Source organism: Streptomyces sp. NPDC101118 (assembly GCF_044759445.1).
Classification (GTDB): domain Bacteria; phylum Actinomycetota; class Actinomycetes; order Streptomycetales; family Streptomycetaceae; genus Streptomyces.
Genome location: NZ_JBIVZG010000024.1, coordinates 1 through 13,696 on the forward strand (window position 1 = coordinate 1; position 13,696 = coordinate 13,696).

Here is a 13,696-nt window from a genome sequence, read left to right on the forward strand (position 1 = left end):
GGGGGGGGGGGGGGGGGGGGGGGGGGGGGCGGGGGGGGGGGGGGGGGGGCGCCGGGGGGGGGGGGGGGGCGCGGGGGGGGGGGCGGGGCCGGGCCCCCCGCCCCCCCCCCCCCCGCGGCCGCCTCGCTCCGGTCCCGGCGGCCGTCGACGCCGACGCCGCCACCGCCACCGGGCGGGGCCCCGGTACCGCCAAGGCCGACGCCGCCACCGGCACCGGCACCGGTACCGCCACCGGCACCGGCCCCGGCACCGGACGGGGCCCCGGTACCGCCAAGGCCGGCGCCATCGCCACCGCCACCGGTACCGACACCGCCACCGCCACCGACACCGAGCGGGGCACCGGTACCGGGCGGGGCACCGTACCCGCGGCCGCGGCCCGGTCGGCGGCTGCACCGGCCCGCCGCCCCTCCCCGGCGGACCGGCTGCGGGCGTGGGCGGAACTGCTCCGCGTCCCGGCCGTGTTCACCGTGCCCGGGGACGCGCTCGCCGGTGCGGCGGCCGCGGCGGTGCGGCCCGGCCGCCGCACCGGTCTGGCCGTCGCCGCCTCCCTGTGCCTGTACGAGGCGGGCATGGCCCTCAACGACTGGGCCGACCGCGAAGAGGACGCCGTCGCCCGCCCGCACCGCCCGCTGCCCTCGGGGCGCATCCGCCCCGGGGCCGCACTCGCCGCCGCCGGCGCGCTCACCGCGGCCGGCCTCGCCCTGGCGGCCCGGGCCGGCCGGCCCGCCCTGGCCGTCGCCGCGCCGCTGGCCGTGACCGTGTGGGCGTACGACCTCAAGCTCAAGCACACCCCGGCAGGCCCCGCGGCCATGGCCGCCGCCCGCTCCCTGGACCTGCTGCTCGGCGCGGCCGCCTCGGCGGGCACCGTACGTCCCGCCCTGCGCCCGGCGTTGCTGCTCGGCGGGCACACGTACGCCGTCACCCAGGTCTCCCGCCGCGAGGCCGAGGGCGGTTCCACCGCCGCCCCCCTCGCCGCACTGGCCGCCACCACGGTGCTGGGCGCCCTGCTGGGCCGTGGCCCTGGCCCTCGTCGGACGCAGGCCGCCGCCACGCAGGCCGCCGGCACGATGGCCGCTGCCACCTCGGCGATCGCTCCCACCCCCGCTCCGACGGCCCACGCGCAGACCTCGGTCGCGCGGACTCCGATGCACGCCGCGCAGGTCGCGTCGGCTACCGGACGGACCGCGCCGGCCTCCGCGCAGACGTCGGTTCCCGCACCGACCCCGACGCCCGCCCCGCAGGCCGTGCCGGATCCCGTGTCGGCCCCGGTGGGCGCCGGGCGCGGGCCGCAGGGGGAGCCGGTACGGGTGACGGGCCGTCGGTTCGGTGCGGGCGACCGCCCGGGCGGGTCCGGCCCGCTCCGCCCAGCGGCCGGCGACCTCATACGCGTCGGACTGGCGGCCGCCTACTGGCGCGGGTTCGCGAGGCCGCTCGGGCACGCCGTGCTCAACCCGTCGCCCGTGCTCACCCAGCGGGCCGTCGGAGGCGGCATCCGGGCGATGATCCCGCTCCAGGGAGCGCTCATGGCGGGAGCCGGGGCGCCCCTCGCGGGAGTCGCCACCATCGCGCTCGCGCCCTTCGCCGCGCGGCTCGCCCGGAAGGTGAGCACCACGTGACGCACGGACTCCGACTCGGCTACGGCACCAACGGGCTGACCGACCTGCGCCTGGAGGACGCCCTCGCCCTCCTCGCCGACCTCGGCTACGACGGCGTCGGGCTGACCCTCGACCACATGCACCTCGACCCCTACGCCCCCGACCTGGCCGCCCGCACCGCCCGCATCGCCCGCCGCCTCGGCGAGCTCGGGCTCGCGGTCACCGTCGAGACGGGCGCCCGCTACGTGCTCGACCCGCGCCGCAAGCACGGCCCGACCCTGCTGGAGGCCGACGCCGGCGACCGCTGGTCCCGGATCCGGATGCTGGTGCGGGCGGTGCGGATCGCCGCCGACCTCGGTGCGCACGCCGTGCACTGCTTCAGCGGGATCCTCCCGGCGGGCGAGAGCGCCGACGACGGCTGGAAGCGGCTCGCGGACGGCCTCGGCGTGGTCCTCGACGCCGCCGAGGAGACCGGCGTACCGCTCGCCGTCGAGCCCGAGCCCGGCCACCTCCTCGAGAGCCTCGCCGACTTCCACCGGCTGCGCGCCGACCTCGGCGGCCCGGCCCCGCTCGGCCTGACCCTCGACATCGGGCACTGCCAGTGCCTGGAGCCGGCATCGCCCGCCGACTGCGTGCGCGAGGCCGCGCCCTGGCTGCGGCACGTGCAGATCGAGGACATGCGCCGCGGCGTCCACGAACACCTGCCCTTCGGCGAGGGCGAGATCGACTTCCCGCCGGTGCTGGCGGCCCTCGTCGACTCCGGCTACCGGGGGCTGACCGTGGTCGAGCTGCCCCGCCACTCCCACGCCGGCCCCGAACTCGCCGCGCACTCGGTGCGGTTCCTGCGCAACGGAGGCACCCGATGACGACCGCCCCCACGACCGCCCCCACGACCGGCGCCGGCCGCCCCGAGCTCGACGCGCTCGCCGACGCCCTGGACGCCGAGGGCCGTGACTGGCTGGCGGCCGCCCGCGCCGACGCGGCCTGGGAGCGGCGCTTCGCAGAGGCCGGCCGCCGCACCGGCGCCCCCGACGAGGCCCGCATCCTGCTCCTGGTGGCGGTCCGACCCGCCGACGGAACCGTCGTCCGCCTCTACCGCCAGGGCAGCGCCGCCGAGCGGCGCGCCGTCCTGCGCGCCCTGCCGTACCTCGACCTCGACCCCGCCCAGGGGGTGCCGCTGGTGGAGGACGCGCTGCGCGCCAACGACACCCACCTGGTGGCCGCCGCCGTCGGTCCGTACGCCGCCCGCCACCTGACCGCCCACACCTGGCGTCACGCCGTCCTCAAGTGCCTCTTCACCGGCGTCCCCCTCGCCGTCGTCGCCGCCCTGGCCGACCGGGCCCGCGGCGACGCCGAACTGGCCCGCATGCTCACCGACTACGCCGCCGAACGCACCGCCGCCGGCCGCACGGTCCCCGCCGACCTGCGCCGCGCCCTGGCCCTGACCGAGGAGCAGTAACGTGCGCATCTTCGACCCGCACATCCACATGACCTCGCGCACCACCGACGACTACGAGGCCATGTACGCCGCCGGGGTGCGCGCCGTCGTCGAGCCGTCCTTCTGGCTGGGCCAGCCCCGCACGTCGCCCGAGTCCTTCCACGACTACTTCGACGCGCTCCTCGGCTGGGAGCCGTTCCGCGCCGCCCAGTACGGCATCGCCCACCACTGCACCATCGCGCTCAACCCCAAGGAGGCCAACGACCCGCGGTGCACCCCGGTCCTCGACGACCTGGACCGCTTCCTCGTCAAGGACCAGGTCGTCGCCGTCGGCGAGATCGGGTACGACTCGATGACGGCCGCCGAGGACACGGCCATGGAGCGCCAGCTCCAGCTCGCCGCCGACCACGGCCTGCCCGCCCTCGTGCACACCCCGCACCGCGACAAGCTCGCGGGGCTGCGCCGCACGATCGACGTCGTGCGCGCCTCCGCCCTCGACGTCGGGCACGCCCTGCTGGACCACCTGAACGAGGCCACCGTCAAGGAGGCCAAGGACAGCGGCGCCTGGCTCGGCTTCTCCGTCTACCCCGACACCAAGATGGACGAGGAGCGCATGGTCGCCGTCCTGAAGGAGTACGGCCCGGAGAAGGTGCTCGTGAACTCGGCCGCCGACTGGGGCAGGAGCGACCCGCTGAAGACCCGCAGGGTCGGCGAGGCGATGCTGGCGGCCGGCTTCGACGAGGACACCGTGGACCGGGTGCTGTGGCGCAACCCCGTGGCCTTCTACGCGCTCAGCGGCCGGCTCGGGCTCGGCACCCCGGTGGCCGCCCCGGCCGCCACCCACGAGGGCAACTCGATCCTGCGCGGCGCGCCGAAGGACGCCCCGGAGGACGCCCCTGAGGCCCCCGCGGGAGTCGCGTCCGCCGCGCCGCCGCGCGAGGCGGCCGGGCCCGCGGCCGTCCCGGGCCGGCCCGCCCCCGTCCCGCCCGCCCCCGTCCGGGCCCGGGTGTAGCCCCATGCGCTTCCGCCACCACGACGGCACCACCGTCCACCTCGCGTACTGCACCAACGTGCACCCCGCCGAGACCCTCGAAGGGGTCCTCGCCCAGCTGAGCGCCTACTGCGAGCCGGTACGCCGCCGGCTGGGCCGGGAGCGGCTCGGCATCGGGCTGTGGCTGGCCGTGGACGCCGCCCGCACCCTCGACGCCGACCCCCGCGCCCTCGCCGCCCTGCGCGCCGAGCTCGACCGCCGGGGCCTGGAGGTCGTCACCCTCAACGGCTTCCCGTACCAGGGCTTCGGGGCCGAGCGGGTCAAGTACCGCGTCTACCACCCCGACTGGGCCCACGCCGACCGGTACGCGTACACCCTCGCCCTCGCCCGGATCCTGGCCGCCCTGCTGCCCGAGGACGCCGAGGAGGGCACCGTCTCCACCCTCCCGCTGGCCTGGCACACCGTGTACGACGACGAGCGCGCCGCCCGCGCCCGGGCGGCCCTGACCGAGCTCGGCCACCGTCTCGACGACCTCGCCGAGGACACCGGCCGCTCCGTGCGCATCGCCCTGGAGCCCGAACCCGGCTGCGCCGTCGAGACCACCGCCGACGCCATCGCGCCGCTGCGCGCCATCGGCCACGACCGGATCGGCATCTGCGTGGACACCTGCCACCTGGCCACCTCCTTCGAGGAGCCGGGCCCCGCGCTCGCGGCCCTGGCCGCCGCCGGCGTCCCGGTCGTCAAGAGCCAGCTGTCGGCCGCCCTGCACGCCGAGCACCCCGGCCGGCCCGAGGTCCGCGCGGCCCTCGCGGGCTTCGACGAGCCCCGGTTCCTGCACCAGACCCGCACCCGTGCCGCCGGCGGGCTGTGGGGCTGCGACGACCTCGGCCCCGCCCTGGCCGGCGGGGTGCTGCCCGAGACCGGGCCGTGGCGCGCCCACTTCCACGTACCGCTGCACGCGGCCCCCGCCGCACCCCTGACCGCCACCCTGCCCGTCCTGGACGAGGCGCTGGAGCACCTGGTCGGCGGCGAGCGCCCGCTGACCCGTCACCTGGAGGTGGAGACCTACACCTGGGAGGCCCTGCCGCCCGCGCTGCGCCCGCGCACCGCGGACGACCTCGCCGACGGCATCGCCGCCGAACTCACCCTCGCCCGCGACCTGCTGACGGCCCACGGCCTGAAGGAGCTGCCATGACCACCGCCCCCGCCGCACCGGCTGCTGCCGGCACGCCGACGGCTCCCGTGCCCGGGCGGCCCGTCCCGCTCCTCGTGCTGGACGTCGTCGGCCTCACGCCCCGCCTGCTCGCGCACATGCCGCACCTCGCCGCCCTCGCCGCGGACGGCTCCCGGGCGGCCCTCTCGACCGTGCTGCCCGCCGTCACCTGCTCCGTCCAGGCCACGCTCCTGACCGGCGCCACCCCCGCCGAGCACGGCATCGTCGGCAACGGCTGGTACTTCCGCGAGCTCGGCGAGGTGCTGCTGTGGCGGCAGAGCCACCGGCTCATCGAGGGGGAGCGGGTCTGGGACGCCGCCCGCCGCCGCCACCCCGGCTACACCGTCGCCAACATCTGCTGGTGGTACGCGATGGGCGCCGACGTGGACTGGACCGTCACGCCCCGCCCCGTCTACTACGCCGACGGCCGCAAGGAACCCGACTGCTACACCCGCCCCGCCGCCCTGCACGACGAACTGACCGGGCGCCTGGGCACCTTCCCCCTCTTCACCTACTGGGGGCCGGGCGCCGGCCTGCCCTCCTCCCAGTGGATCATCGACGCCACCCGGCACGTCATGGCCACCCGTGAGCCCGACCTCACCCTCGCCTACCTGCCCCACCTCGACTACGACCTCCAGCGCTTCGGCCCCGACGACCCGCGCTCCCACCGCGCCGCGGCAGACCTCGACGCCGCCCTGGCACCGCTGCTGGCCGACGCCCACGCACAGGGCCGCACCGTGGTCGCCCTCTCCGAGTACGGCATCACGAACGCCCGCCGCCCCGTCGACGTCAACCGGGCGCTGCGCCGGGCCGGGCTCCTGGAGGTGCACACCCAGGACGGCATGGAGTACCTCGACCCGCACGCCTCGCGTGCCTTCGCCGTCGCCGACCACCAGATCGCCCACGTCTACGTGCGCCGCCCCGAGGACCTGCCCGCCGTCCGCGAGGCCCTCGCCGGCCTGCCGGGCCTCGCGCGGCTGCTCGGCGAGGAGGGCAAGCGGGCCCACGGCCTGGACCACCCCCGCTCCGGGGAACTCGTCGCCCTCGCCGAGCCGGACGCCTGGTTCACGTACTACTACTGGCTCGACGACGACCGCGCCCCCGACTTCGCCCGGCTCGTCGACATCCACCGCAAGCCCGGCTACGACCCCGCCGAGCTGTTCATGGACCCCGAGGACCCGTACGTACGCCTGACCGCCGCCACCGCGCTGGCGCGCAAGAAGCTCGGCATGCGCTACCGCATGGCCGTGGTGCCGCTGGACCCCGCACCCGTGCGCGGCAGCCACGGCCTGCCGCCCGCCGACCCCGCCGACGGGCCGGTGCTGCTGTGCTCCGCCCCCGGTGCCGTCGCCGGCACGGTGGCGGCCACCGACGTCAAGGCACTGCTGCTCGACCTCGCCGCGGCGGGCACGGCACCCGCCGCGCACCGCGCACGGGCGGCCGCCGCGCGGTGAAGGGCGGACCTCAAGGATCGCTTGAGCGATCCTGCGGTCCCGCTGCACCGCCCTTCGACCCCCCTGGTCTTCCCTGGTGATCAATCGTCTGTATGGAGGAATCGAAATGGCAAAGAGCGCGATCATCGTGGGCGCCGGGCCGGTCGGTCTGATGCTCGCAGGTGAGCTGCGGCTCGGCGGCGCGGACGTCGTCGTCTACGACAAGCTGCCCGCCCCCAGCGGCGAGTCGCGCGGCCTCGGATTCACCAGCCGTACCGCGGAGGTCTTCGACCAGCGCGGACTGCTCGGCAGGCTCGGCGACATCCGCTGGGGCAAGCAGGGCCACTACGGCGGCGTCCGCATCGACTTCTCCCTCCTGGACGAGAGCCACTTCGGCGTCATGGGCCTGGCCCAGTCCGTCACCGAGGACATGCTCGGCCGCTGGGTCGAGGAGCTCGGCGTCGAGGTGCGGCGCGGCCACCAGCTGACCACCCTGACCGAGACCGGGGACGGCGTGGTCCTCGGCTTCCAGGGCCCCGACGGCTACACCGAGGCCACCGCCACGTACGTGGTCGGCTGCGACGGCGGCAAGTCCACCGTGCGCACCCTGGCCGAGATCGACTTCCCCGGCGACGAGGCCACCCGCGGCATGTACCTGGCCGACGTCGTCGGCGCGGACGTGCGCATGCGGCCCATCGGCGAGCGGATCGAGGGCGGCGGCATGGTCCTGTCCGTCACCCTGGAGCCGGGTGTGGACCGCATCGTCATCCACGAGGCCGGCGTCCGCCCGCACCACGGCGAGGGCGAGCTGGAGTTCGCGGAGCTCGCCGACGCCTGGCAGCGCCTGACCGGCGAGGACATCCACGGCGCCTCCGCCTCCTGGATGTGCGCCCTCACCAACGCCACCGGCCTGGCCACCCAGTACCGCAAGGGCCGCGTCTTCCTGGCCGGCGACTCCGCCCACGACCACGCCCCGCTCGGCGCCCAGGGCGTCAGCGTCGGCCTCCAGGACGCCGTCAACCTCGGCTGGAAGCTCGCCGCCGTGCTCGGGGACCGCGCCCCCGAGTCCCTGCTCGACACCTACCACGCGGAGCGCCACCCGATCGGCGAGCAGCTCATGCGCGACGTGCACTCCATGTCGCTGCTGTACCTCGCCGGCGAGGAGATGGAGCCGCTGCGCGCCGTCGTGCGCGAGCTCGTCACCCTGCCCGAGGCCGCCCGGCGGCTCGCGGGCCGCGTCTCCGGCCTGCACATCAAGTACGACCTGGGCGACGGGGGCCACCCCTCCCTCGGCACGCGCCTGGCGCCGCACCGGGCCGTCGAGCGCACCGACGGCACCCGGGCGAAGGTCGCCGAGCTGCTGCACGGAGCCCGCGGCGTGCTCATCGTCACGGACGGGGACGGCGCCCCGGCCGAGCTCGCCGCCCGCTGGGCCGGCCGCGTGGACGTCGTCACCGGCACCTGGGCCGACCAGGAGGCCGGCCACCAGGACGCCCCGGGGGCCGTGCTGGTCCGCCCCGACGGCTACATCGCCTGGGCGGCGCCGGACGGCGGCGACCTCGAAGCCGCCCTCACCCGTTGGTTCGGGGCGCCCGCGGCCGCCTGACGCCCGCCGCACGACACCCCCTCCGGCCCCACCCGCAGTTGAGGAGTAGGACATGGCAAAGGGCGCGATCATCGTTGGCGCCGGGCCGGTCGGGCTGATGCTCGCCGGCGAACTGAAACTGGGCGGCGTGGACGTCGTCGTCTTCGAGAAGCTCCCCGCCCCCAGCGGCGAGTCCCGTGGCGTGGGCTTCACCCGCCGCGCGGCCGAGGTCTTCGACCAGCGCGGTCTGCTGGAGCGCTTCGGCGACGTCGAATGGGCCCAGGGCCACTTCGGCGGGGTCCACATCGACTTCTCCAAGCTGGACGACAACCACTTCAGCGTCCGCGGCATCCCGCAGTACCGCACCGAGGAGATCCTCGAGGGCTGGCTGACGGAGCTGGGCGTCGAGATCCGCCGCGAGCACGAGGTGCTCGGCTTCCGCGAGACCGAGGACGGCGTCGTCGTCGAGTACGAGGGCCCCGCCGGCCGCGGCGAGGAGAGCGCGGGCTACCTGATCGGCTGCGACGGTGCGCGCAGCATCGTCCGCCGGCTCGCCGGCATCGACTTCCCCGGCTGGGAGCCCACCCGCGGGATGTACATGGCCGACATCGTCGGGGCGGACATCCGCCAGCGCCCCATCGGCGAGCGCGTGCCGGGGGGCATGGTCATGGCCTTCAACCTGGAGGACGGTGTCCACCGGATCGTCATCCACAACGAGTCGCTCCGCCCGCCGGAGGACAAGAGCGGCCTCACGTTCGAGACCATCGCCGACGCCTGGCAGGACATGACCGGCGAGCGACTGCACGACGCACAGGTCCGCTGGATCAGCTCCTTCACCGACACCACCCGCCAGGCCGCCCAGTACCGCAAGGGCCGGATCTTCCTGGCCGGCGACGCCACCCACATCCACATGCCGGCCGGCGCGCAGGGCATGAGCGTGGGCGTGCAGGACGCGGTGAACCTCGGCTGGAAGCTGGCGGCCGAGGTCACCGGCTGGGCGCCCGAGGGCCTGCTCGACACCTTCCAATCCGAGCGGCACCCGGTCGGGGAGCTGCTCATGCGCAACACCCGCGCCCAGACCAAGCTCTACCTCTCCGGCGAGGAGATGGAGCCGCTGCGCGCGGTCATGCAGGAGCTCGTCCAGGACGTCGCGGTGGCCCGTCACCTGGCCGGCCAGGTGTCCGGCCTCGACGTCCGCTACGACATGGGACCCGGCAGCCACCCGCGGCTCGGCCTGCGGCTGCGCCCCGACACGCCCCTCAAGCTCACCGACGGCAGCCCCGCCACCGTGCGGGACCTGCTCAAGCCGGCCCGCGGCGTGCTGTTCGTGACGCCCGCGGCGGCCGACTCCGACGCGCTGCGCGCCACCGCCGCGCGCTGGGCCGAGCGGGTGGACACGGTCACCGGCGACTGGGCCGAGGGCGAGGCGGACGCGCCGGACGCGCCGCACGCGCTGCTGGTCCGCCCCGACGGCTACATCGCCTGGGCCGCCCCGGACGAGGCCGGCCTGCAGGACGCGCTGGAGCGGTGGTTCGGGACCGTCTGAGCCGTCCGACGCCTCCGCCGGGTTCCGGCCCGGAAGCACCCCTCGCGTGGCGCGGGGGGTGCTTCCGCGTGTCACGGCGCCGGCACGCGGATCCACGGCGCCGTACGGGGACCCGGCGCCGGTACGCGGGACCCAGGGCGCCGTACGGGGACCCGGCGCCGGTACGCGGGACCCAGGGCGCCGTACGCGGTCCCGACCGGTCCGGAAGGCACCCGAAACCGGTCCAGGACGGGTCTTCCACCCGTATCCGAGCCCTGGTTGAGCGGCGCGACCGACCGTTGGCCGACACCACCCTGACCCCTGGGGAGCAGGCCGGACCGGCACACCGGCGGGGCCGACGCGGCGGCGCCGCGGTCCGGCCGTCCCCCGTCCCCTGAGCGGAGTGCTTTGTGAGCAGCGGACGTTTGGAAGTGTGCCTCGTCGGCGCCGGACCTCGCGGGCTGTCCGTCCTGGAACGGCTCTGTGCGCAGGAGCGCAAGTCCCCCCGCTGGGACCGGCTGACCGTCCACGTCGTGGAACCGGACCCACCGGGCTCCGGCCGGGTCTGGCGCCCCTCCCAGTCCCGGCACCTCCTGATGAACACCGTCGCCTGCCAGGTCACCGTCTACACCGACGCCAGCGTGGCCATCGAAGGGCCGCTGGAGGAGGGCCCGAGCCTGTACCAGTGGGCCAAGGCGCTGGGCCCCAGCGCGCTGACGCCCGGGGCGGGCACCCCGTACGACGACGAGACCCTCGCCGAGGCCCGGGACCTCGGACCGGACACGTACCCCACCCGCGCCCTGTACGGCCAGTACCTGACCTGGGTGTTCGGCCGGGTGACCGCCAGCGCGGCCGCGCACACCACCGTCCGCGTGCACGCCTCGCGCGCCGTGGCCCTGGAGGACGACGAGCCCGGCGCGGGCCCCGGCGGGGCGCAGACCGTGGTCCTGGAGGACGGCACCCGGCTGACCGGCCTGGGCGCCGTGGTGCTCGCGCAGGGCCACGTGCAGGTGCGGCCGACCGACACGGAGCGGGAGTTCGCCGCGTACGCCGCCCGGCACGGGCTGACGTACATCGCGCCGAGCAACCCGGCGGACGTCGACCTGTCTGCGGTCGCCCCCGGCGAGACGGTGCTCCTGCGCGGCCTGGGCCTGAACTTCTTCGACTACATGGCGCTGTTCACCCACGCACGCGGCGGGCTGTTCGAGCGCATCGACGGCCGCCTGGTGTACTGCCCCTCGGGCCGCGAGCCGCGGCTGTACGCCGGCTCCCGTCGCGGCGTGCCGTACCAGGCGCGCGGCGAGAACGAGAAGGGAGCGCACGGCCGCTACCACCCGCGGCTGCTGACCACCTCCTTCGTGGCGGCCCTGCGCGCCCGGGTACGCGGCGGGGAACCGATCCGCTTCGGCGCCGAACTGTGGCCGCTGGTCTCCAAGGAAGTGCGCACCGTCTACTACGAGACGCTGCTCGCGCAGCGCGCGGCGCCGGCCGCGGTGGCCGCCTTCGCGGAGGCGTTCCTGCGGGCGCAGGACGACGGGGCCGAGGACGTGCTGCTCACCGCGGCCGGCATCGGCGACGACGAGCGCTGGGACTGGGACACGGTCGCGCGGCCGTACGGCGAGCAGGTCTTCCGGGACCTGACCTCCTTCCGCGGCTGGCTGCGCGGCTACCTCGACGAGGACCTGCGCCGGGCCCGCGAGGGCAACGTCAGCGGCCCGTTCAAGGCGGCCCTCGACCTGCTGCGGGACCTGCGCAACGAGCTGCGCCTGGCGATCGACCACGGCGGCCTCGACGCCGACTCCCACCGCGACGAGCTCGACCGCTGGTACACACCGCTCAACGCCTACCTGTCGATCGGCCCGCCGGCCTCCCGCATCGAGGAGATGGCCGCCCTGATCGACGCGGGCGTCCTCGACGTCACCGGTCCCGGGCTCCAGGTGACCGCCGACCCCCTCGACCCCGAGGGCCCGGCCTTCGTCGGCACCTCCCCGGACGTCACCGGCCTGCGGGTGCGGGCCACGGTGCTGATCGAGGCCCGGCTGCCGGAGATCGACGTGCGGCGCACCGCCGACCCGCTCATGGAGCGGCTGCTGAGCACCGGTCAGGCCCGGACCCACCGCATCGCGGGCGCGGACGGCTCCTCGTACGAGACCGGCGGCCTGGCCGTCTCGGAGCGCCCCTACCACCTGCTCGACGGCCAGGGGGTGCCGCACCTCAGGCGGTTCGCATACGGGGTGCCCACCGAGGCCGTGCACTGGGTGACCGCGGCCGGCATCCGGCCGGGCGTGGGCTCGGTGACCCTGGAGGACTCCGACGCCATCGCGGCGGCGGTGCTGGCGCTGCCGGAGCCGCGCCCCGCGCTGCGGCGGCCCGGGGCGGCGGCGGTCGCGGCCGGCCCGGCGCTGTCCGGCAACGCGGGTGCGGGAGCGGTCGCGTGAGCCGTGCCGCCGACCGCCCCGCCGGCCCGGACACGGGGCTGCTGTCCCCGGTCCGGGCCGGCACCCCCGTCGAGGCCGCCGTCGCCGACGGCGCCTGGATCCAGGCGATGCTGGACGCGGAGGCCGCACTGGCCCGCGCCCAGGCGCGGTGCGGCACGGTCCCGCCCGCGGCCGCCGCCGCGATCACCGCCGCCGCCCGGGCCGCGGACTTCGACGCCAGGGAGCTGGCGCTGGCCTCGCGCGAGACCGCCAACCCGGTGGTGGGCCTGGTCGCGGCGCTCACGGCGCGGGTCGCGGCCCGCGCGCCGGAGGCCGCCGAGTACGTGCACCGCGGCTCCACCAGCCAGGACGTCTTCGACACCGGCGCGATGCTGGTGGCGACCCGGGCCCTGCGGCTGATCGTCGCGGACCTCGGGGCGGTCGCCGACGCCCTCGCGGGCCTGGCCGCCGGCCACCGGGACACGGTGATGGCCGGACGCACCCTCGCCCTGCACGCCGTACCCACCACCTTCGGGCTGAAGGCGGCCGGCTGGCGCCAGCTGGTACTGGAATCCGCCGAGCGGCTGGAGCGGCTGGCCGACGGCGGCCTGCCGGTCTCCCTGGGCGGCGCGGCCGGCACGCTGGCCGGCTACCTCCAGTACGCGGGCGACGACGCCGACCCGGCCGCCGTCCTGGCCGAGCTGACGGCCGCCTTCGCGGACGAGACCGGCCTGGCCGCACCGGTGCTCCCCTGGCACGCGCTGCGCACGCCGGTCGCCGACCTCGGCGCGGCCCTCGCGCACACCGCAGGGGCTCTGGGGAAGATCGCCGCGGACGTGCTGGTCCTGGCCCGCACCGAGATCGGGGAGGTGGCCGAGCCGGCGGCGGCCGGACGGGGCGCCTCCTCGGCGATGCCGCACAAGCGCAACCCGGTGCTGTCGACGCTGATCCGCTCCGCCGCCCTCCAGGTGCCGGCGCTGGCCGCCGTCCTCGCGCAGTGCCTGCCGCACGAGGACGAGCGGTCGGCGGGTGTCTGGCACGCCGAATGGCAGCCGCTGCGCGAGGCCCTGCGGCTGACCGGCGGGGCCGCGCACACCGCCGTGGAACTGGTCCGCGGCCTCACCGTGCACCCCGGGCGGATGGCGGCCAACCTGGAGGCCACCGGCGGGCAGCTCGTCTCCGAGCGGGTCTCCGCCGTCCTCGCCCCGCGGCTCGGCAAGGCGGCCGCCAAGGAGCTGCTGACCCGGGCGTCGCTGCGGGCGGCCGAGACCGCCCGCCCGCTGGCCGGCGTACTCGCGGAGTCCGACGCACTGCGGGGGGTGCTCACACCCGCGGAGCTCACCGCGCTGCTCGACCCGGCCGGTTACACGGGTACGGCCGGCGCGCTGGTCGACCGCGCGCTGGCCGCCGGCCCCGCCGGGGCCCGGCCCGAACCGAAGGACCGCCCGGACCCGGTGCGGTGACCGGACGCGCCTCGGGCACCCCTCGCGACGCTGCGA

The 13,696-nt window shown here is 76.6% G+C and carries 10 protein-coding genes; all 10 read left to right on the forward strand.

The annotated features are described in order from the left end of the window. Positions 1-458: 458 nt before the first annotated feature. The 10 genes from ACIQUQ_RS29760 to pcaB all read left to right on the forward strand — a co-directional run bounded on the left by ACIQUQ_RS29760 (position 459) and on the right by pcaB (position 13,660). A complete protein-coding gene (locus ACIQUQ_RS29760; RefSeq protein WP_403982017.1) occupies positions 459-1,616 on the forward strand; it encodes an SCO3242 family prenyltransferase in 1,158 nt (385 codons plus the stop codon). Further along, positions 1,613-2,461: a sugar phosphate isomerase/epimerase family protein gene (locus ACIQUQ_RS29765; RefSeq protein ID WP_403982020.1), complete on the forward strand. Its 849-nt coding sequence runs from the start codon at positions 1,613-1,615 to the stop codon at positions 2,459-2,461. Before ACIQUQ_RS29760 ends, ACIQUQ_RS29765 begins: the two co-directional genes overlap by 4 nt. Beyond that, complete coding sequence (locus tag ACIQUQ_RS29770) at positions 2,458-3,054, forward strand: EboA domain-containing protein (protein ID WP_403982022.1); 597 nt, start codon at positions 2,458-2,460, stop codon at positions 3,052-3,054. Before ACIQUQ_RS29765 ends, ACIQUQ_RS29770 begins: the two co-directional genes overlap by 4 nt. A 1-nt stretch (position 3,055) precedes the next feature. Then, positions 3,056-4,045, forward strand: a complete 990-nt coding sequence (locus ACIQUQ_RS29775; RefSeq protein WP_403982025.1) for a TatD family hydrolase — start codon at positions 3,056-3,058, stop codon at positions 4,043-4,045. 4 nt (positions 4,046-4,049) lie between these two features. Then, complete coding sequence (gene eboE / locus ACIQUQ_RS29780) at positions 4,050-5,219, forward strand: metabolite traffic protein EboE (protein WP_403982026.1); 1,170 nt, start codon at positions 4,050-4,052, stop codon at positions 5,217-5,219. Then, a complete protein-coding gene (locus ACIQUQ_RS29785) occupies positions 5,216-6,691 on the forward strand; it encodes a nucleotide pyrophosphatase/phosphodiesterase family protein (RefSeq protein WP_403982027.1) in 1,476 nt (491 codons plus the stop codon). The genes eboE and ACIQUQ_RS29785 overlap by 4 nt, the downstream gene beginning before the upstream one ends. A gap of 106 nt (positions 6,692-6,797) precedes the next feature. Next, a complete protein-coding gene (locus ACIQUQ_RS29790; protein WP_403982030.1) occupies positions 6,798-8,276 on the forward strand; it encodes an FAD-dependent monooxygenase in 1,479 nt (492 codons plus the stop codon). 52 nt (positions 8,277-8,328) lie between these two features. Beyond that, a complete protein-coding gene (locus tag ACIQUQ_RS29795; RefSeq protein ID WP_403982032.1) occupies positions 8,329-9,801 on the forward strand; it encodes an FAD-dependent monooxygenase in 1,473 nt (490 codons plus the stop codon). 389 nt (positions 9,802-10,190) lie between these two features. Next, entirely contained in the window at positions 10,191-12,218 is a 2,028-nt protein-coding gene (locus ACIQUQ_RS29800; protein ID WP_403982035.1) for an FAD/NAD(P)-binding protein, read from the forward strand. After that, positions 12,215-13,660, forward strand: a complete 1,446-nt coding sequence (gene pcaB, locus ACIQUQ_RS29805; RefSeq protein ID WP_403982037.1) for a 3-carboxy-cis,cis-muconate cycloisomerase — start codon at positions 12,215-12,217, stop codon at positions 13,658-13,660. Before ACIQUQ_RS29800 ends, pcaB begins: the two co-directional genes overlap by 4 nt. Positions 13,661-13,696 lie beyond the last annotated feature (36 nt).